This is a genomic window from Trinickia sp. Z7 (assembly GCF_056498045.1).
The window spans coordinates 805,562-825,647 of sequence record NZ_JAUEQW010000001.1 but is presented as its reverse complement, the minus strand read 5'-3'; the positions used below and the strand labels follow the sequence as shown (position 1 = coordinate 825,647).

Genomic DNA, 20,086 nt, shown 5'->3' with positions numbered 1-20,086 from the left:
CCCATACTCGGATAGTAGGGCGTCGGGCGTCGGGCGTCGGGCGCCGGCGCCGGGAGGCCATTCGCCCATCGCTGGGGACGGCCGACCTGCGCGGTCGAGTTCGAGCGCCGATCCCGACGAGGCGGCGTACACTTGGCAAGATCTCGTGGTTCGCCGGAGGACAAGCATGGCCGCCGCTACCATCGATGCGCTGCCGGTATTGATTGTCGGGGCCGGGCCGACCGGACTCGCCGCCGCAATGAGCTTGGCGCGTGCGCATACGCACGTGCGCCTCATCGACCGAGCGCTCGCGCCCGCCGCCTTTTCGCGTGCGATCGGCATTCAAGCGCGCACGCTCGAGCTGTTCGAACAACACCGCGTGGTCGAGCCATTTCTCGCGTTGGGCCACAGACTGCGCGCGGCAAACCTGTACTCGAACGGGCATCGGCTCGCGCGGCTCGATTTCGACCCGCTGCACACGCGTTATCCCTATCTGCTTTGCCTCGATCAATCCATCACCGAGCGGCTGTTGACGGAGCATCTGGCCACGCTTGGCGTACGGATCGAGCGCGGCGTTGCGCTCGTCGGCCTGAAACAGGATGCGTCGCAGGTCGAGGCGCAGTTGCTGCACGCCGACGGCAGGCAAGAGACGTGCCGCGCGGCTTACGTGATCGGCGCGGACGGCGCGCACAGCACCACGCGTCACCTGCTCGGCTTGGGCTTCTCGGGTAAAACGTTCGAGCAGACCTTCCTGCTTGCCGATCTGCAAGTCGATTCCGACTTGTCGGCAGACGAGCTTCATCTGTTTGCATCGAGCGACGGGTTGGCTGCCGTCATTCCGATGGGGGGAGGGCGTCACCGCTTTATCGCCGATAACGTCGATGGCGTGGATGACGAGGATGAGCCGAACGGCGTCGGCGGCCCTGAACAGGCATCGCCGGCGGCGGCAACACCTACCCAGGAGCGGATGACGGTGCATGCACGCGAAAACGCGGCCGCCGAACATCGCCTGAAAGACTTGCCGCACCGGTTAGAGCCTGCGCCGGCCGCCGATAGCGGCGATCACAGGCCTTCTCTCGATCTATGCGTCGCCATCGCCGCTCGGCGGATCGGACATCCGCTGCAACTGTCGGCGTTGGGGTGGTCCTCTCTCTTCCATCTGAATAGCCGCATGGTCGAGCGGCTGCGCATGCAGCGCGTTTTCCTCGCGGGCGATGCGGCGCACGTGCATAGTCCCGCCGGTGCGCAGGGCATGAACACGGGCATTCAGGAAGCGCTGAATCTGGGTTGGAAACTGGCACGGCACATGGCAGGCCGAGCCGGCGAGGCGCTATTGGACACCTACCAGCTCGAGCGCCATCCCATCGAACGCGACGTTCTACGCCAAACGGCGTTCATCACGCAATTGGCCGAGGCGGAACGCGGACCGATGAAACTGCTGCGCGAGCGCGTCATGCCGCTGCTGGCCGCTTTCGGGCCGCTGCGCGACGCTGCGCGGCTCATGGTCAGCGAGCTTGCGATTCAATACCGGCGCAGCCCGCTCACGCTCGAGCGTGTCTTGGACGGCGGGCCGCGAGCCGGGGAGAGGGCGCCCGATGCGCTCGTGCATGTGATCGACGGTCCGCTTGGCCGAGCTCCCGGCACGGCGCGCTTGTACGATTTGCACGATCCGGCGTTCTTCACGCTGTTCGTGCTGGTGGCGTTGCCCGGCGGCGCGCAAGCGGCGCTGGACGCGACCGGGACGCTCGTCGCGCCGAAGGTCGCGGCGGATTCGGACGTCGATGGTCTGTGCGCTGCGGTAGAAGCCGCGTTGCCTGGCGCAGTGCGCATTTGGCGTGTGACCGATGCGAGCGACGGCGACGCACCGTCGCTCATGCATGCATACGGGCGCACGCGTCCGGCGTTCTACCTCTTGCGTCCTGACGGCTATCTGTGCGCGCGCGGACGCCCCGCATCCGATGCGAACTCGCTCATGCGGCATTGCGAGACGTGGTTCGGCGGCCAAGGCGCCGCGCCCTGAACGCTGCGGCCAGCGTTCGTTACGAGAGCGCGTGCGGCGTAAGCGCCTCGCGAGCGCGGGACAGCGCTTCGCGCACGATCGGCGACATCGCGGCACTTGCTGCCGGATCGTCGAGCGAAGCGAGGATCGTGCGCCGCATGCGCGGTTCCCAGAAGCGGCGGATGTGATCGGCAATGCCGGTCAGCGCTTCCTCGCGATCGGGCATCGACGCGAAGAACGCACCGATTTGATTTGCCATTTCGATCAAATGCTCGAGATTCATCCCCGCCCGCCTTCCTTCGTCAGTGTCGCGCCGCAAACCGTCGTGCGCATGCTCACTTCCCGCTCGTCGCGCCAGCCAGCGCGCGTTCACGCTCGCGCAACAACTCTAGCTGCGTTTCGTTGAACCGTTCGTATTGCCGCTGCCATTCGGACGGCTGCTGCACGGGCTGCACCTGCACCGCGGTGACTTTGTACTCGGGGCAATTCGTCGCCCAGTCCGAACTGTCCGTCGTGATGACGTTCGCGCCCGATTCCGGGAAATGGAACGTCGTGTAGACCACGCCCGGTTGCATCCGCTCGCTGACGAGCGCCCGTTGCACCGTTTGACCGGCACGCGATTCGATGCCGACCCAATCGCCCGTCTTGATGCCGCGATCCTGCGCGTCGTGCGGATGGATCTCGAGACGATCCTCTTCGTGCCAACGCGAGTTTTCGGTGCGGCGCGTCTGCGCCCCCACGTTGTATTGCGACAGGATGCGTCCCGTCGTCAGCAGCAGCGGGTAGCGTCGCGTGACTTTCTCGCGCGAGGCGACGAATTGCGTAATGACGAACTTGCCCTTGCCGCGCACGAATTGGTCGACGTGCATCGTCGGCGTGCCTTCGGGCGCTTGCTCGTTGCACGGCCACTGCACGCTGCCGAGCTGATCGATGAGCGCGTAGGAGACCCCATGGAAGGTCGGCGTCAGTCGCGCGATTTCGTCCATGATCTCCGCAGGATGTGCGTAATCCATCTCGTAGCCGAGCGCACGCGAGAGCATCAGGGTCACTTCCCAGTCGGCGTAGCGCGCAAGGGGCGGCATCACTCGTCGCACGCGCGAGATCCGTCGCTCGGCGTTCGTGAATGTGCCGTCCTTTTCGAGGAACGACGACCCCGGTAGAAACACGTGCGCGTACTTGGCCGTCTCGTTCAGGAAGATGTCCTGCACGACGATGCATTCCATCGCCGTGAGCGCGGCGGCCACGTGTTGCGTGTCGGGGTCGGATTGGACGATGTCCTCCCCTTGGCAATACAGGCCGCGGAAGCTGCCGTCGAGCGCCGCGTCGAACATGTTCGGGATGCGCAAGCCGGGCTCGGGTTGCAATTGCACGCCCCACGCCGCTTCGAATTCATGCCGGACTTCATCGCCGCCGATATGGCGATAACCGGGCAATTCGTGCGGGAACGAGCCCATGTCGCACGAACCCTGCACGTTGTTTTGGCCGCGCAAGGGATTGACGCCGACGCCTTCGCGCCCGATGTTGCCGGTGGCCATGGCCAGGTTGGCGATGCCCATGACCATGGTCGAGCCTTGGGCGTGCTCGGTGACGCCCAGGCCGTAATAGATCGCGGCATTGCCGCCTGTCGCATAGAGCCGGGCCGCTTCGCGCACGAGCTCGGCCGGCACGCCCGTGACGTCGGCCGTCGCCTCCGGCGAATTCTCCGGTTGCGCGATGAACGCGCGCCATTGCTCGAAGGCGAGCGGCTCGCACCGTTGCGCGATGAACGCATCCGCCAAAAGGCCCTCGGTCACGATCGTATGTGCGAGCGCGTTCACGAGTGCGACGTTGGTGCCCGGGCGCAGTTGCAGATGATAGTCCGCCTTCACGTGCGGACCATCGACGAGATCGATGCGGCGCGGGTCCGCGACGATGAGCTTGGCGCCTTCGCGCAAGCGCCGTTTCAAGCGCGAGCCGAAGACAGGGTGCCCATCGGTCGGGTTGGCGCCGATGACCATGATGACGTCGGCCTTCTCGACGGACGCGAACGTCTGCGTGCCGGCCGATTCGCCGATCGTCGTCTTCAGGCCGTAGCCGGTCGGCGAATGGCATACGCGTGCGCAGGTGTCGACGTTGTTGTTGCCGAAGGCTGCGCGCACGAGTTTCTGCACGAGGTACGTTTCTTCGTTGGTGCAACGTGAGGACGTGATGCCGCCGACGGAATCGCGACCGTACTTCGCTTGGATGCGGCGGAACTCCGAGGCGGCGTAGGCAATTGCTTCCTCCCACGACACCTCGCGCCATGGGTCGGTGATCTTTGCGCGAATCATCGGCGTCGTGATGCGATCTTTGTGGGTCGCATAGCCCCACGCGAAGCGCCCTTTGACGCAAGCATGGCCTTCGTTGGCCTGCCCGTTCTTGTTAGGCGTCATGCGTACCACTTGCGAGCCCTTCATCTCGGCTTTGAACGAGCAGCCCACGCCGCAATAGGCGCAGGTGGTGACGACCGAGTGCTCGGGTTGGCCTGCGAACTCGATCGTCTTCTCGACGAGCGTGGCGGTCGGGCAAGCGGCCACGCAGGCGCCGCACGAGACGCACTCCGACTCCATGAACGGCTGGCTTTGGCTTGCCGCCACGCGCGATTCGAACCCGCGTGCGGCGATCGTCAGCGCGAAAGTGCCTTGCGTCTCTTCGCACGCGCGCACGCAGCGATTGCACACGATGCACTTGGACGGATCGTACGTGAAGTACGGATTGGACTCGTCTTTGGCGTCCCGAAGATGGTTCGCGCCGTCGAAGCCGTAGCGCACTTCGCGCAGCCCCACGACCCCGGCCATGTCTTGCAATTCGCAGTCGCCGTTGGCGGGGCAGGTCAGACAGTCGAGAGGGTGATCGGAGATATAGAGCTCCATCACGTTGCGGCGCAGCGATTGCAGCCGGTCGCTTTGCGTGCGCACGCGCATGCCCGCTTCGACGGGCGTGGTGCACGAGGCCGGATACCCGCGCTTGCCTTCGATTTCGACGAGGCAAAGGCGGCACGATCCGAACGGCTCGAGCGAATCGGTCGCGCACAGCTTGGGCACGTTGACGCCGGCTTCGATCGCGGCGCGCATGACCGACGTGCCGGCGGGCACGGTGATCGCGACGCCGTCGATCTCGAGCGTGACATCTGTGTCGGCGTGCCGGCGCGGGGTGCCGTAATCGATATCGCTTGCCGGCGCGGCGGCGTTCGATCGGCATGCGCAGTGTGCGGAACCGCAACCGCCCGAGCTTGACGGGGCGGCAGGGGTGCGGGCGGGCGCATCGGACATGAGAGGCTCCATCGTCAAGCCGCAGCCGCTTTCGGCTGAACGGGGCGAAGACCGAAGTCTTCTGGGAAATGATCCAGCGCGGACAAGACCGGGTAGGGTGTCATGCCGCCCATCGCGCAGAGCGAACCGGACACCATGGTGTCGCACAGGTCGCGCAGCAATTGAATTTGCTTTTCGGAGGTGTCGCCGTTGCGGATGCGCGCGATGACTTCGACGCCGCGGGTCGAGCCGATGCGGCAAGGCGTGCATTTGCCGCATGATTCGACGGCGCAAAAGTGCATCGCGTACTGTGCGAGTTCCGCGAGGTTCGAGCTGTCGTCATGAACGACGAGCCCGCCGTGGCCGACTACCGCGCCGACGGCCGCATAGGCTTCGTAATCCAGCGGAATATCCCACTGGCTCTCGGGCAGATAAGTGCCGAGCGGCCCGCCCACCTGCACGGCACGCACGGGACGACCACTTGCCGTGCCGCCGCCGAACTCATCGACGAGCTCGCGCAGCGTGACGCCGAAGGCCAGTTCGACCAGGCCGCCGCGCTTGATGTTGCCCGCCAACTGAAACGGCAGCGTGCCGCGCGAGCGGCCCATGCCGAAGTCGCGATAGAACGCGGCGCCGCGCGCGAAGATGATCGGCACGGTCGCGAGCGTGATGACGTTATGGACGACGGTGGGTTGACCGAACAGGCCTGAGAGCGCCGGGACCGGCGGCTTGGCGCGCACGATGCCGCGCTTGCCTTCGAGCGACTCGAGCAGCGCCGTTTCCTCCCCGCAGACATACGAACCCGCGCCTTTGGCGACTTCGAGCTCGAAAGCGTGGTTCGAGCCGAGCACGCGCTCGCCGAGCCAGCCCGCCGCGCGCGCCTTGCCGAGCGCGGCGTTCAACATCGCGATTGCATGCGGGTATTCGCTGCGCACATAGATGTAGCCGCGCGTGGCGCCCGTCGCCACGCCCGCGATGACCATGCCTTCGATCAATGCAAACGGGTCGCCCTCCATGGCGAGTCGATCGGAGAAGGTGCCCGAATCGCCTTCATCCGCATTGCAGACGACATACTTTTGCGCAGCCTTCGCTTCTTGGACGGTGCGCCATTTGATGCCGGCGGGAAACGCCGCGCCGCCGCGGCCGCGCAGGCCCGAGTCCAACACCGTTTGGCAGGCGGCTTGAGCGCTCATCTCGAGCGCCGCCTTCAGCCCTGCCAGGCCGCCATGCGCCAGGTAGTCGTCGACCGAGAGCGGGTCGGTCACGCCCAACCGTGCGAACGTGAGACGTTGCTGGCGCTTCAGATAGTCGATTTCATCGACGAGACCGACCGAGCGCGCGTGCGCGCCGCCGGTCAGGAAGCCGGTATCGAACAGCGATGCGACTTCGTGCACCTGCACGTTGCCGTAGCCGATCCGCCCTTGGGGCGTCTGCACTTCGACGAGCGGTTCGAGCCAGAGCAGCCCGCGCGAACCGTTGCGCACGAGTTCCACCGACGTACCGCGTCGCGCGGCCTCTTGCACGATCGCCTCGGCAATCGCATCGGCGCCGAGCGCAAGCGCCGACGAATCGCGGGGGACGAAAACACGCGTGGTCATGCGTTCTCCTTGGCGCGGGCGAGCGGCGCTGCCGCATGGGTGCGCGCCTCGTCGAACAGGGCATCGAATTTGTCCGGCGTGACCTTCACATGCAGTTCGCCGTTGATCGTCATCGACGGCGACAACGCGCACTGGCCGAGGCAGTAGACCGATTCGAGCTCGACCGGCTGCACGCCGTGCTCGCCTGGGTCGCCAGCCTCGCGGGAGGCGTCGAAGCGGCATCCTGTGCGACCCTCGATGTGCCGCGCGAGCGCTTCGACGCCCATGCTGCGGCAGGCTTCGGCACGGCACAGCGCGACCGCGACCTGCGCGGGCGGGTGCGTGCGGAAGTGATGGTAATAGGTGAGCACGCCGTGGACTTCGGCGCGAGAAAGATTGAAGGCGCGCGCAAGCGGCGCGACGACCTCGGGCGGGACGAAGCCCATTTCGTCCTGTATGGCGTGCAGCACCGCAAGCAGCGATGCGCCCGGCGAAGCGTGTCGGCGGACGAGCTCGTCCGGCGCCGCGGCGCTGACCTGTTCCAAGGTGGGGCTCCTCTTAAGCTCCGGCTCCTGTATGGCGAGGCTATATGCACTTGCTAGTCATATGCTGTGCATATATGCTCGGCTCTGGCCGTTGTGATGCCACGATAGGCGCGGGCCGCATCTTGTGCAATAGGAAATCGGACTGCATAAATGATCGACATCAAATGCGTCGCGGAATTGATCGTACGCGACAGTGCGGGCCGGGAAATGAGCTTGACGGACATCGTGCCCCTTTTGGCGTCGATCGGCGAAACGGGCAGCATCGCGCAAGCGGCCGGCGAGCGGCAGCTCTCGTACCGGCACGCCTGGGGGTTGTTGCGCGCGATCGAAGCGCGGCTTGGCGGCGAGCTGATATCGAAGGAGCGCGGCAAAGGCTCGGCATTGTCGTCGCTGGGGCGTGCCGTCGTGCAGGCGCAACGCACCTGCGCGGAGCGGCTCGACGGGCCGCTGCAGCAATTGGCTGCCGAAGTTGCGGCCGAATTGAACCGGCAACTGGGCGCGAGCGGCACGATGCGCATCCATGCTTCGCACGGGTATGCGGTGGCCGCGCTGGTGGCGCAGATGAACGAGCTCGATGCGAACGCCGTGGAGATCAAGTATCGGGAAAGCGCCGAAGCCGTCGCGGCGCTTGCGCGCGGTGAATGCGAGTTCGCGGGTTTTCACCTGCCCCGCGGGGCGTTTCGCGAGTTCTGCGCCGATATTTACCGACGCTGGCTGGACCCTCGGCGGCACGTGCTCGTCTATCTGACCGGGCGCAAGCAAGGCCTTTTCCTCGCAAAAGGCAACCCTAAGGGCGTGCGCGGCCTCGCCGATCTGGCACGCGCCGATATCCGGTTCGTCAATCGGCAGGCCGGATCGGGTACGCGGCTGCTGCTCGATTTGGCGTTGAACAGCGTGGGCATCGATCCCGACCGTATCAACGGCTACGCATCGACTGAACTCACGCATACGGCGATCGCCGCCTTCGTTGCGAGCGGCATGGCCGACGCGGGCTTCGGGGTGGCGCCGGCCGCGCACCATTTCGGACTCGATTTTCTGCCGATCGTCGACGAGGATTACTACTTCGCCTGCGATCGCAGCCGGTTATCGACGCAGCCGTCGGCATCCGCCCTCGGGGTGCTGCGAAGCGACGGCTTTCGTGCGAAGGTTGCGTCGCTCGAAGGTTACGACCCCACGCATTGCGGTGAACTGATCGACGTGGCCGCGGGCTTGCGCGGCTCGCCGCACGGGGAAGTTTCGCCCGTCAAGCGATAGCGATCTGGGCGGATTGGGCCGGCCCCCACCGCGGCGGCGATTACGGCCTTAACCGGTTCCGCTGCAAGTGCCGGCGATTCTGCGTTACTCTTGCTGGTTTCTCGTTCGGACTGGCTCGGAATGCGCCGCACGGCGCTGTAAATTGCTATGAAATCACTCGTCAACTTCTGCGCCGCCTTCGCGGCTGCCGGTACGCTGGCCACGGTCGCAACGCTCGCTTTCGCGCAGAATTCCCCCGGGGTGCCGGGAGGCATCTTGCAAGATCAGTTCCGGTTGCAAGAGCATCCGCAATTGGAATTTGCCGCGTCGGCGCCGTCGAAGAAGTACCAATCGCGCCGCTCGCAGCTGCGCAAGCGCGGCGACAACGGCGATCCCAATGGCTGCAACTTGCAATGCCCGGACGACGTGCAATAGAGGGCGGGTGTTCGGTCAATCGCGTCATAGCGGTGTGAGCAACTAGCGAGCGCTGGTGTGCTGCGTGTGCGCGATGCGTTCTTCGAGTTACGTTCGAGGGCAGGGTTGTGCGCGGCTCGCGCACCTGCGGCGGCTAGGTCGTGCAGCGCGCGATCGCCAAGCGTAACTCGGGTTCGGAGACGGAATCGTCACCGCGAGTTTGTTCGACGCGCACGTTCGAGCCCGCGGTCGACGGCGCCAACGTGATGAGCCAGGCGTAGCCGTCGGCAGAGCGGCCGACCCCCAGTTCGGTGTAACCGGCGCCGGTTCGCCGGTGCACGCCCGACAAGCGGCCCGTCAGGCAGTTCGCGATGGCGCGGGGAGAGCGTGACGATGAGAACGCCATCGGCGCACTGGCGTCGCGCGTGTTCGCCGAGTTTTGCGGTGTGGTGGATCCGCATGCGATCAGCAGCACGGCGGGGGCTAGGGCGGCGGTTGCGAGCGTCAATCTTTTCATCGGTGAGAGGCCTGCTTGGCAATGGATCGGGTGGGCCAGTGTAACTGCGCGCGCGGAGCGCACCAATGAAAAAGGCCAACCCGAAGGTTGGCCCTGCAATGCTGGTGGAGCCGGCGGGAATCGAACCCGCGTCCGCAAATAGTCCACAGCCAGTTCTACATACTTAGTTCAGTCGTTTGATTTAACCGCACCGACGCGGACGAACACGCTTCGTTACGGCGAGTCACTAGGTTTTCGGCCCCGGCGTCGTGACACCACCGAGGATTATCTGACGTAAATGACCTCGCTAGTCTTGCGACCCTAGCCCGTCAGCGAGCTAGTGCGAGGCGAGCGGGGGTTAAGCCGCTACGGCGAACGAGTTATCGTTTGCGGTTACTTAAGTCCCATTGATTTACGAGGTGACGGGTCCTCGGTATGCCCTGAACTGCTTCGTTACCCACGTCGAAACCAGGTCGGCCCCGTTAGGTTAGGTGGAATTATCCCACAGAAAGCAAGATGGTGCGGCCGGCCGAAAAATCAAGAGGGCGCGGATGCGCCAAGGGCCGCCGCTCGGACTCGGTGCGACGCGCCGGCCTCGCGTCACCCAAGCGCAGCGAGCAACAGCTCGAGCTGCTCGGGCGTGTCGACGATGTGCTGCGCATGCCACATGGCCGGCGGCAGATCGGCACCGCAGTAGCCGTATGCCGCCGCCACGGTCGCCATGCCGGCGGCGAATCCCGCCTGCACGTCTCTCAAATCGTCGCCGACGTAGACGATTTGCTCGGGCGGCAGCGCGAGCGTTTCGGCGGCATGAAGCAACGGTGCCGGATGGGGTTTGGAATGCGGCGTCGTGTCGCCGCTCACGACGCAGCCTGCGCGTGCCGCAAGCCCAAGCTGCGCGACGAGCGGCAGGGTCAGGCGGCCGACCTTGTTCGTGACGATGCCCCAACGAACGCCGCGTGCATCCAAGGCGTCGAGCAGTTGCGCGATACCTGGGAACAGCGTCGTCTCGATGCATAGGTCGGCCTCGTAATTCGCGAGGAATTCCTCGCGCATCGGGGTGAACTCGCGGTCCTGCGGGCCGATGCCGAAGGCTGAGCCGATCAGGCCGCGCGCACCGGCCGAGGCGAACGGTCGCAACTGCTCGACGGGGACGAGTTCGAGCCCTCGGTCGCGGCGCATCTTATTCACGGCGGCCACGAGATCCGGTGCGGTATCGGCGAGCGTTCCGTCGAGGTCGAACAGGGCGGCGCGGCATCGGGCGATCTGCGGCGCGTCGTCTTGACGCGCGGGTGGGGACGACGGTTGGCTCATGAGTCGAAAGCGGAGGAAGGAGGGGGCTGGCAGGGCGCGCGATGCGAGGATGAGCGGTGCCGATGACGGCCGCCGCTCGGTTTCGGTCAATCGTCGCGGCGGCAGGCGAACAAGTAGTTGACGCTCGTGTCGTCGGACAAGGCGAAGCGCTTGCCGAGCGGGCGATAGGTGATGCCTTTGACTTGCGCCTCGCGCAAGCCGGCCGCTCGGGCGAAGCCGGCCAACTCCGACGGACGGATGAAGCGCGCGTAGTCGTGCGTGCCTTTCGGCAGCATCTGCGCGATGTATTCCGCGCCGATCACGGCGAACAGATACGCCTTCATGTTTCGATTGAGCGTGGAGAAGAACACCCAGCCGCCGGGCTTGACGAGCGTGGCGCAGGCGCGAACGATCGCCGCGGGATCGGGCACGTGCTCGAGCATTTCCATGCAGGTCACGACGTCGTAGCTGGCGGGCTCCCGGACGGCGAGCGCCTCGGCTGCGATCTCTTCGTACTCGACGGTGATGCCGCTCTCCAAGCTGTGCAGGTCTGCTACACCGAGCGCTTGATTGGATAGGTCGATGCCTTTGACTTGCGCGCCGAGGCCGGCCATGGATTCGGATAGGATGCCGCCGCCGCAGCCGACGTCGAGCACCCGTTTTCCCGGCAAATGAGCGTGCGCATCGATCCACGCGAGGCGGATGGGGTTTAGTTCATGCAGCGGTTTGAACTCGGCGTTCGGATCCCACCAGCGGTGCGCAAGGTCGCTAAATTTCCGTAGCTCGTGGGGATCGGCATTCGTCATAAGCTTGCAAACGTGGAGTGGGCGAGAATTAGGCTGAGTATATCGAGGGTTGCGCGCTGCGGCAAAACCGCCGGGGCGCTCGGAGCGCGCCAAACTATCGCGGGCAAGACCGGTTCGCCGCGCTCTGCGAAGCGCCGGTTCGCGTGGTTGGACTGCGTTGCGGTTGCCCCTGCGCTGTATGCCGCAGGCAGAAAAAAACCCCGCCGCAGCGGGGTTTTTTCGTGACGCCGAAAACGGCAGCTTACTGCGCTGCTTTTTGCGTGCCGACGATTTCGACTTCCACGCGACGGTTCGGAGCCAGGCAAGCGATGAGCGCCTTGCGGTTCTTCTGGTTGCAATCCGTCTTGACCGGGTTGCGCTTGCCCTTGCCTTCCGTGTAGATCTTGTTGGCAGGCACGCCCTTGCTGACGAGGTAAGCCTTGACAGCTTGCGCGCGGCGCAGCGACAGACGATCGTTGTACTTGTCCGAACCGATCTTGTCGGTGTAGCCCGTTGCAACGGCGACTTCCAGATCCATGCCTTGGATCTTCGTGGCCAGATCGTCAAGCGCTTGCTTGCCGGCCGGCTTCAGCACAGCCTTGTCGAAGTCGAACAGCGTATCGGCTTGATACGTGACCTTCTGGCTCGAGATAGCCGGAGCAGCCGGGGCGACCGGAGCGGGCGGCGTCGGGGCTTGGGCGACGAGCGCGCCGTCGCACTTCGCGTTGGCCGTGGCCGGCGTCCAGAACGCATCGCGCCAGCAAAGCTCGTTCGTGCCGTTCATCCACACGTATTCGCCGGTACCATTCACCCAGTTGTCGTTCGTAGCTTGTCGCGACGCCGGCACCGACTGTGCCGATGCGGATGCAGCCACAACTGCGGTAGCTGCAATGAACGCGAGCTTTGAAAATTTATTCATATTTCTCCTCTCGAAATTGAGATTACCGCAGGTTTACTGCGAGCCTGGATGACGTAGACAAGTCATACATTGCTCGAAGTATAACATTGGTGCGGCACAAAAAACGGCGACCCTGTGGACACTTCGAGCAGCGTCTAACCAAGTGCGTTGGCATTTTGCCATATCGTTCCCTTCTTACGAAAAAAAAATCCCGCCGTCCCAAATCGCCCGTTTCGATTGTGGTGCTCCCGCAACAGGGAAGCCAGGCGGGCTTCCGAAGGGGGTGGTAGGTCGCACGATGCGTGCCAGCATCCCCGCAACAATTGCCTTCGCGCACCGCAAAAATCGGTCGACGCGGGTGTCCGGCGTTCGGGTGCATGGGGGAGTACGCGCCGGGTGGCGGGCGGCAAGGGCGGGCATGTTAGAATCGCGTGATGCCCGGCGCCTCCTGCCGGGTCGGCGGGGGTGGCGGTCCGATTGGGTTTTCGCTCCGCTCGCGCCCGAAATCGATACGGATAATGGATCAATTCGCCAAAGAGACTCTGCCGATCTCCCTCGAAGAGGAAATGCGTCGTTCGTATCTCGATTACGCGATGAGCGTAATCGTTGGACGGGCGCTCCCCGACGTGCGGGACGGCTTGAAGCCGGTGCATCGCCGCGTGCTCTATGCGATGCACGAACTGAACAACGACTGGAACCGCGCCTACAAGAAGTCGGCGCGTATCGTCGGCGACGTCATCGGTAAATATCATCCGCACGGCGACACCGCGGTCTACGACACCATCGTTCGGATGGCGCAGGATTTCTCGCTGCGCTACATGCTGGTCGACGGTCAAGGCAATTTCGGGTCGATCGACGGCGACAATGCCGCCGCCATGCGGTACACCGAAATCCGCATGGCCAAGATCGGCCACGAGCTGCTGGCCGACATCGACAAAGAAACCGTCGACTTCGGGCCGAACTACGACGGCAGCGAAAGCGAGCCGCTCATTTTGCCGGCGCGCATCCCGAATCTGCTGATCAATGGCTCGTCGGGCATCGCGGTGGGGATGGCCACGAACATTCCGCCGCACAACCTGAACGAAGTCGTGGACGCCTGCCACCACCTGCTGAAGAACCCGCAGGCGAGCATCGACGAACTCATCGAAATCATACCGGCCCCTGATTTCCCCACGGCCGGCATCATCTACGGCGTGGCCGGCGTGCGGGACGGCTACCGCACCGGGCGCGGCCGCGTCGTCATGCGCGCGGCCACGCACTTCGAGGAAATCGATCGCGGCCAGCGCATGGCGATCATCGTCGACGAGCTGCCGTATCAGGTCAACAAGCGCTCGCTGCTCGAGCGCATTGCCGAACTCGTCAACGAAAAGAAGCTCGAGGGCATTTCCGACATCCGCGACGAGTCCGACAAGAGCGGCATGCGCGTCGTCATCGAGCTCAAGCGCGGCGAAGTGCCCGAGGTCGTCCTGAACAACCTCTATAAAGCGACGCAGCTGCAGGACACGTTCGGCATGAACATGGTCGCGCTCGTCGACGGCCAGCCCAAGCTCCTGAACTTGAAGGAGATGCTCGACGCGTTCCTGTCGCATCGGCGCGAGGTGCTGACGCGGCGCACCGTGTACGAGCTGCGCAAAGCGCGCGAACGCGGCCATGTCCTCGAAGGGCTGGCCGTTGCGCTCGCGAACATCGACGAATTCATCGCGATCATCAAGGCTGCGCCCACGCCGCCGATCGCGAAGCAAGAATTGATGGCGCGCGCGTGGGACTCCTCGCTCGTGCGCGAGATGTTGGCGCGGGCCGAAAGCGAGAATTCGGCGGCGGGCGGGCGCGAAGCCTACCGCCCGGAAGGTTTGAATCCCGCTTTCGGCATGCAGGGCGACGGCCTCTACAAGCTGTCCGATACGCAGGCGCAGGAAATTCTGCAGATGCGCCTGCAACGCCTCACGGGCCTCGAACAAGACAAGATCATCGGCGAGTACCGCGAAGTCATGGCCCAAATCGCCGATCTGCTCGACATCCTCGGGCGGCCCGAGCGCATCACGGCCATCATCGGCGACGAGCTCACGGCCGTGAAGACCGAGTTCGGCGACGCGCGGCGCTCGAAGATCGAGCTGAACGCGACCGAACTGAACACGGAAGATCTGATCACGCCGCAAGACATGGTCGTGACGATGTCGCATGCGGGCTACGTCAAGTCGCAGCCGCTGTCCGAGTATCGCGCGCAAAAACGCGGCGGCCGAGGCAAGCAGGCCACGCAGATGAAGGAAGACGATTGGATCGATACGCTGTTCATCGCGAACACGCACGATCATATTCTGTGCTTCTCGAATCGCGGCCGCGTCTATTGGGTCAAGGTGTACGAGGTGCCGCAGGGCTCGCGCAACTCGCGCGGCCGCCCCATCGTCAACATGTTCCCGCTGCAGGAAGGCGAGAAGATCAACGTCGTGCTGCCGGTCAAGGAGTTTTCGGCGGACAAGTTCGTGTTCATGGCGACCTCGCTCGGCACGGTCAAGAAGACGCCGCTCGAGGCTTTCAGCAGACCATTGCGTAAAGGTATCATTGCGGTCGGTCTCGACGATGGCGATTACCTGATCGGCGCAGCGATCACCGACGGTCAGCACGACGTCATGTTGTTCTCGGACGCAGGCAAAGCGGTGCGCTTCGACGAGAACGACGTGCGCCCGATGGGCCGCGAGGCGCGCGGCGTTCGCGGCATGCAGCTCGAAGAGGGGCAGCAGGTCATCGCCATGCTCGTGGCGGGCAGCGAGACGCAGTCCGTGCTGACGGCCACGGAGAACGGCTACGGCAAGCGCACGCCGATCACCGAGTACACGCGTCACGGGCGCGGAACGAAGGGCATGATCGCGATCCAGACGTCCGAGCGCAACGGCAAGGTCGTAGCGGCCACGCTCGTCGACGCCGAAGGCCAAATCATGCTGATTACCACCACGGGTGTGTTGATTCGCACGCGGGTTTCGGAGATCCGCGAGATGGGGCGGGCAACGCAGGGTGTTACACTCATCAGCCTCGATGAGGGGACGAAGCTCTCCGGCCTGCAGCAGATCGCGGAAGCCGAAGTTGACGTCGAAGGCGCGGCGCCTGAAGAGGAAGCCGGCGAGGACGGCGAAGACGGCGCGCAGCAGTAAGTATCGGCGCGGCCGACCGCAGTCGGCCGTGTGCTTTGCGAGCCGCGCGGCATGGCTGCGGTTTTTGACGAAAGACAACGAAGCGCGCGAGCGATCGTGCTATAGGTTGGGACCTGCCGCCGCGTGCGACGGCGGCGCAACGAACCGACGGCTGCGCGCTAACGACTCATTTTTTAGAGGGAGTGAAGATGCAACAACGATTCAAGCAATGGATGCTGCTGGCCGCTTTCGTGCCGACTTTCGCAATGGCGCAAGCGCTCCAGTCTCAAGCGCCGGCGGCTTCCGCTGCTGCAACTGCTCCGGTCGACCCGGCCAAGCAGGCTGCAATCAAGGAATTGCTCGAAGCGATCGACGCGCAAAAGCTCGTCGGCGCCATCGGCAACAGCGCGCAGATGCAAGCGCGCCAGTACGTTCCGGAAATCCTGTCCGAAGCGCTTTCGGAAAACAAAACGCTGACGGATAAGCAAAAGCAAGCAGCAGTGCCGTCGTTGCAGAAGACGGCCGTGCAAAAGCTCGTCGATTCCGCCGGCCAAGTGTTTGCGACGGATGCGTTCCGCCAAGACGCGATGCAAGCGCAGTACGACGCCTATGCGAAGTACTACTCGACGCAGGAAATCAAAGATCTGACGACGTTCTACAAGAGCCCGACGGGTCGTAAGTTCATCCAGGTGCAAGATCAAGTCGGCCGCGATGTCGTGGGTGGATTGATGCAGAAGTACATGCCGCAATCGATCCAGGCAACGCGCACGCAAGCCGATAAGGAAGTCGCCGCGGTCAAGCCCGGCAAGTAAGCCGCAAAGCCCTTCGGGCTTGTCGGCATAGGCCCGCGTTCGGGCCTATGCGAGCGGTTTTCGATCGGCGGTGCGATAATGGCCGTTTGCGCGAAACGCGCGAACGGCCATTACTATTTGCGGTATGCGTCCGCTGTGAGGCGTCACCGGAGGCGCGCCACGCTTCATTCCATTTCATTGTTCGGGGAGTCTCACGATGCGGGTCTTCAATTTCTCGGCGGGGCCGGCAGCGTTGCCCGAGGAAGTGCTGCGCCAAGCGGCCGACGAAATGCTCGATTGGCATGGCAGCGGCATGAGCGTGATGGAAATGAGCCATCGCGGGCGCGAGTTCATGTCGATCCACGAAGAAGCGCTCACCGATCTGCGCGAGCTCTTGCAGGCGCCGGCCAGCCATCGCATTCTCTTTTTGCAAGGCGGCGGTCTAGGCGAGAACGCGATCGTGCCCATGAATATGCTGGGCAAGCGCGATGTCGCCGATTTCATCGTTACGGGTTCGTGGTCGCAAAAGTCGTTCAAAGAGGCGGCCAAGTACTGCAAGCCGCATCTGGCCGCGACCGGCGAGACGGCCGATGGTTTCACGCGCGCGCCCAAACGCAGCGAGTGGCAGTTGTCGAGCGATCCGGCCTACGTCCACCTGTGCACCAACGAGACGATTCACGGCGTCGAGACCTTCGATATCCCCGATCTCGGCGATATTCCGCTCGTTGCCGATGTTTCTTCGCACGTGCTGTCGCGCCCGCTCGACGTGGCCAAATACGGTGTGATGTTCGGCGGCGCGCAAAAGAACATCGGCATGGCGGGCTTGACGATCGTCGTGGTGCGCGAGGACCTGCTCGATCGCGCGCTCGCGATTTGCCCGTCTGCATTCGAGTGGCGCATCGTCGCCGAGAACAATTCCATGTTCAACACGCCCCCTACCTATGCGATCTACATCGCGGGCCTCGTTTTCAAGTGGCTCAAGCGGCAAGGCGGGTTGAAGGAAATCGAGGCGCGCAACCTCGAGAAGTCGAAGCTGCTTTACGACACGATCGATGCAAGCAGCTTCTATATCAACAAAGTGGAGCGCGATTCGCGTTCGAGAATGAACGTACCGTTCTTTCTCGCCGACGAATCGCGCAACGAAGATTTCCTTGCCGGCGCGAAAGCGCGCGGGCTAATGCAGCTCAAGGGCCACAAGTCCGTCGGCGGCATGCGGGCGTCGATCTACAACGCGGTGTCGCTCGAAGGCGTCAAGGCGCTGGTCGAGTACATGTTGGAATTCGAACGGACTCGCGCTTAAGTCGCGCGGGCGGGGCGGCATGACGCCGCCCGTTTTCGATACGGCCGTTTTACGCATGGATGACGAACTCAATTCAAAGCTGAAGCCGCTGCGCGATCGAATCGATGCGATCGACGAGCAGCTCATCGCGCTGCTCAACCAGCGCGCCGCGATCGCGCTAGAAGTGGGCGAGGTCAAGAAGCAGTACAACGCGCCCGTGTTTCGGCCCGAGCGCGAGCAGCAGGTCATCGCGCGCTTGCAGAACATGAGCGCGGGACCGTTGGCGGGCGACCACATCAGCGCGATCTGGCGCGAGATCATGGCGGCGAGCCGTTCGCTCGAGCGCCCCGTCACCGCGGCCTATCTCGGGCCGGCCGGCACCTATAGCGAAGAGGCGATGTACGAGTACTTCGGTCATTCGATCGAAGGCTCGCCGTGTCTATCGATCGACGAAGTGTTCCGCTCGGTCGAAGCCGGCGGCGCCGAGTTCGGCGTCGTGCCGGTCGAGAACTCGAGCGAGGGCGCCGTTTCGCGCACGCTCGACTTGTTGCTGCAATCGCAGTTGCTGATCGGCGGCGAGCTTGCGTTGCCGATTCGCCATAACCTGTTGACCCGAAGCGGCGCGGTGACCGGCATCGTTCGCGTCTGCGCCCACGCGCAAGCGCTGGCGCAGTGTCAGCGCTGGCTCGCGACCCACATGCCGCACGTCGAGCGGCAGGCCGTCACGAGCAATGCCGAGGCGGCGCGCCTGGCGGCGCAGGATCCGACGGTCGCCGCGATCGCGAGCGACCGTGCGGCGTCGTTTTACGGGCTGCTGGTCGCTTATCCGATGATCCAGGACGATCCGCACAACCGCACGCGCTTCGTCATGATCGGCAACGCGCCGGCGGGCCGCAGCGGCCATGACCAGACCTCGCTGATCGTGTCGGTGAAGAACGAGCCGGGGGCCGTGTTCAAGCTGCTCGAACCGCTCGCGCGCCACGGCGTATCGATGACGCGCTTCGAGTCTCGTCCGGCGCGCGTGGGCACCTGGGAGTATTACTTTTACATCGACGTCGAAGGTCATCGAGAAGACGCGTCCGTCGCCGCGGCGCTCGCCGAGCTCGAACAGAAGGCGGCGTTCCTCAAGATCCTCGGCTCGTATCCGCGCTCGCGCTGACGCGGCGCGGTTCGCGCGCTCGACGCAGCTCGCCATGCGAGCCAGCGCATCGGCGCGTGCACCCGCGCGGCGCACGGCCGGTGCAACGAATCGGCTTGGTCCGCTTTGGAGACAGACATGACAACGCAATACGGCCCGTCCTACGTGCGCGGCATCGCGCCGTACGTCGCCGGCAAGCCGATCTCGGAAGTCGCGCGCGAGTTCGGCCTCGACGAGGCGCGCATCGTCAAGCTCGCCTCGAACGAAAACCCGCTCGGTATGCCCGAATCGGCGCGGGCCGCGATGGTGAGGGCCGCCGCGGAACTGGGCCGGTACCCGGATTCCAACGCGTTCGAACTGAAGGCTGCCCTGGCGGCGCGCTACGGCGTTCCGGCCGAATGGATCACGCTCGGCAACGGCAGCAACGACATCCTCGAGATGGCCGCCCATGCGTTCGTCGAGAAAGGGCAGTCGGTCGTTTATTCGCAGTACTCGTTTGCGGTTTATGCCCTGGCCACGCAAGGCCTGGGCGCGCGCGCCATCGTCGTTCCCGCGGTGAAGTACGGGCACGACCTCGAGGCGATGCTCGCGGCAATCGAAGACGATACGCGCCTGGTGTTCATCGCCAACCCCAACAATCCGACCGGGACCTTCATCGGCGCCGCGTCGCTCGAAGCGTTTTTGGAGCGGGTCCCCAAGCGCGTCGTGGTCGTGCTCGACGAGGCTTACACGGAATACCTCGACGATTCGCATCGCTACGATAGCCTCGCATGGGTGCGCCGCTATCCGAATCTGATGGTGTCGCGCACGTTCTCCAAGGCGTTTGGCCTCGCGGGCCTGCGCGTGGGTTTCGCCATCGCGCCGCCGGAATTGACCGATCTGCTGAACCGGTTGCGTCAGCCGTTCAATGTCAACACGGTCGCGCAAGCGGCGGCGGTCGCGGCGCTGAGCGATACGGCGTTCCTCGAGAAGAGCGCGGCGTTGAATGCGGCCGGCTATCGCCGCTTGACCGAGGCGTTCGATGCGCTGGGCATCGAGTACGTGCCCTCGTTCGGCAACTTCGTGCTGGTGCGCGTGGGCAACGACGACGATGCGGGCGCACGTGTGAACCTCGCACTGCTCCAGCAAGGCGTGATCGTGCGTCCGGTCGGCAATTACGGGCTGCCGCAATGGTTGCGTGTGACGATCGGCCTGCCGCAGGAGAACGAGGCGTTCCTCGCCGCCCTTCAAACGGCGCTCGCGCGGCCTTGAGGCGCGGCCAATTT

16 protein-coding genes and 1 other RNA gene are annotated in these 20,086 nt (G+C 64.4%); 8 read left to right on the top strand and 9 right to left on the bottom strand.

Annotated features, from left to right (window positions below; genetic code table 11):
• Window positions 1-166: 166 nt before the first annotated feature.
• Entirely contained in the window at window positions 167-1,999 is a 1,833-nt protein-coding gene (locus QQS38_RS03630) for an FAD-dependent monooxygenase (RefSeq protein ID WP_479643981.1), read from the top strand.
• A gap of 19 nt (window positions 2,000-2,018) precedes the next feature.
• Here the strand turns inward: QQS38_RS03630 and QQS38_RS03625 are convergent, their stop codons facing one another.
• From QQS38_RS03625 to QQS38_RS03610, 4 genes are read right to left on the bottom strand one after another with little or no spacing between them, the layout of a single operon-like run.
• Window positions 2,019-2,261 carry a formate dehydrogenase subunit delta gene (locus tag QQS38_RS03625; RefSeq protein ID WP_479643980.1) on the bottom strand — a complete coding sequence of 81 codons (243 nt, stop codon included), beginning with the start codon at window positions 2,259-2,261 and terminating at the stop codon, window positions 2,019-2,021.
• A 52-nt stretch (window positions 2,262-2,313) separates the two neighbouring features.
• Complete coding sequence (fdhF, locus tag QQS38_RS03620; protein WP_479643979.1) at window positions 2,314-5,268, bottom strand: formate dehydrogenase subunit alpha; 2,955 nt, start codon at window positions 5,266-5,268, stop codon at window positions 2,314-2,316.
• A 14-nt stretch (window positions 5,269-5,282) separates the two neighbouring features.
• Window positions 5,283-6,845, bottom strand: a complete 1,563-nt coding sequence (locus tag QQS38_RS03615) for a formate dehydrogenase beta subunit (protein ID WP_479643978.1) — start codon at window positions 6,843-6,845, stop codon at window positions 5,283-5,285.
• Window positions 6,842-7,369 (bottom strand): NAD(P)H-dependent oxidoreductase subunit E, encoded by a 528-nt coding sequence (locus QQS38_RS03610; protein ID WP_479643977.1) that lies wholly within the window; start codon window positions 7,367-7,369, stop codon window positions 6,842-6,844. Before QQS38_RS03610 ends, QQS38_RS03615 begins: the two co-directional genes overlap by 4 nt.
• Before the next feature lie 150 nt (window positions 7,370-7,519).
• Between QQS38_RS03610 and QQS38_RS03605 the strand changes: the two genes are divergently transcribed.
• Window positions 7,520-8,623 (top strand): substrate-binding domain-containing protein, encoded by a 1,104-nt coding sequence (locus tag QQS38_RS03605; RefSeq protein WP_479643976.1) that lies wholly within the window; start codon window positions 7,520-7,522, stop codon window positions 8,621-8,623.
• Window positions 8,624-8,770: 147 nt separating this feature from the next.
• Complete coding sequence (locus tag QQS38_RS03600; protein WP_479643975.1) at window positions 8,771-9,037, top strand: hypothetical protein; 267 nt, start codon at window positions 8,771-8,773, stop codon at window positions 9,035-9,037.
• A 133-nt stretch (window positions 9,038-9,170) separates the two neighbouring features.
• Here QQS38_RS03600 and QQS38_RS03595 read toward each other — a convergent pair whose 3' ends face one another.
• The 5 genes from QQS38_RS03595 to ompA form a co-directional block, all read right to left on the bottom strand.
• Entirely contained in the window at window positions 9,171-9,533 is a 363-nt protein-coding gene (locus tag QQS38_RS03595; protein WP_479643974.1) for a hypothetical protein, read from the bottom strand.
• A 102-nt stretch (window positions 9,534-9,635) separates the two neighbouring features.
• Window positions 9,636-9,993, bottom strand: a transfer-messenger RNA (tmRNA) gene (gene ssrA / locus QQS38_RS03590).
• A gap of 119 nt (window positions 9,994-10,112) precedes the next feature.
• Entirely contained in the window at window positions 10,113-10,826 is a 714-nt protein-coding gene (gene gph / locus QQS38_RS03585) for a phosphoglycolate phosphatase (protein ID WP_479643973.1), read from the bottom strand.
• A gap of 86 nt (window positions 10,827-10,912) precedes the next feature.
• Window positions 10,913-11,611: a bifunctional 2-polyprenyl-6-hydroxyphenol methylase/3-demethylubiquinol 3-O-methyltransferase UbiG gene (gene ubiG, locus QQS38_RS03580; RefSeq protein ID WP_479643972.1), complete on the bottom strand. Its 699-nt coding sequence runs from the start codon at window positions 11,609-11,611 to the stop codon at window positions 10,913-10,915.
• A 241-nt stretch (window positions 11,612-11,852) separates the two neighbouring features.
• Complete coding sequence (ompA, locus tag QQS38_RS03575; RefSeq protein WP_479643971.1) at window positions 11,853-12,509, bottom strand: outer membrane protein OmpA; 657 nt, start codon at window positions 12,507-12,509, stop codon at window positions 11,853-11,855.
• Between the two features lie 497 nt (window positions 12,510-13,006).
• Here ompA and gyrA point away from each other — a divergent pair, with 497 nt between their 5' ends.
• The 5 genes from gyrA to hisC all read left to right on the top strand — a co-directional run bounded on the left by gyrA (window position 13,007) and on the right by hisC (window position 20,072).
• Window positions 13,007-15,634 carry a DNA gyrase subunit A gene (gene gyrA / locus QQS38_RS03570; protein ID WP_479643970.1) on the top strand — a complete coding sequence of 876 codons (2,628 nt, stop codon included), beginning with the start codon at window positions 13,007-13,009 and terminating at the stop codon, window positions 15,632-15,634.
• A 188-nt stretch (window positions 15,635-15,822) separates the two neighbouring features.
• Complete coding sequence (locus QQS38_RS03565; RefSeq protein ID WP_479643969.1) at window positions 15,823-16,425, top strand: DUF2059 domain-containing protein; 603 nt, start codon at window positions 15,823-15,825, stop codon at window positions 16,423-16,425.
• 196 nt (window positions 16,426-16,621) lie between these two features.
• Window positions 16,622-17,704 carry a 3-phosphoserine/phosphohydroxythreonine transaminase gene (gene serC / locus QQS38_RS03560; RefSeq protein WP_479643968.1) on the top strand — a complete coding sequence of 361 codons (1,083 nt, stop codon included), beginning with the start codon at window positions 16,622-16,624 and terminating at the stop codon, window positions 17,702-17,704.
• A gap of 55 nt (window positions 17,705-17,759) precedes the next feature.
• Window positions 17,760-18,842 carry a prephenate dehydratase gene (gene pheA / locus QQS38_RS03555; protein WP_479644099.1) on the top strand — a complete coding sequence of 361 codons (1,083 nt, stop codon included), beginning with the start codon at window positions 17,760-17,762 and terminating at the stop codon, window positions 18,840-18,842.
• A gap of 117 nt (window positions 18,843-18,959) precedes the next feature.
• Window positions 18,960-20,072 (top strand): histidinol-phosphate transaminase, encoded by a 1,113-nt coding sequence (gene hisC / locus QQS38_RS03550; protein ID WP_479643967.1) that lies wholly within the window; start codon window positions 18,960-18,962, stop codon window positions 20,070-20,072.
• The last annotated feature ends 14 nt before the right edge of the window (window positions 20,073-20,086 follow it).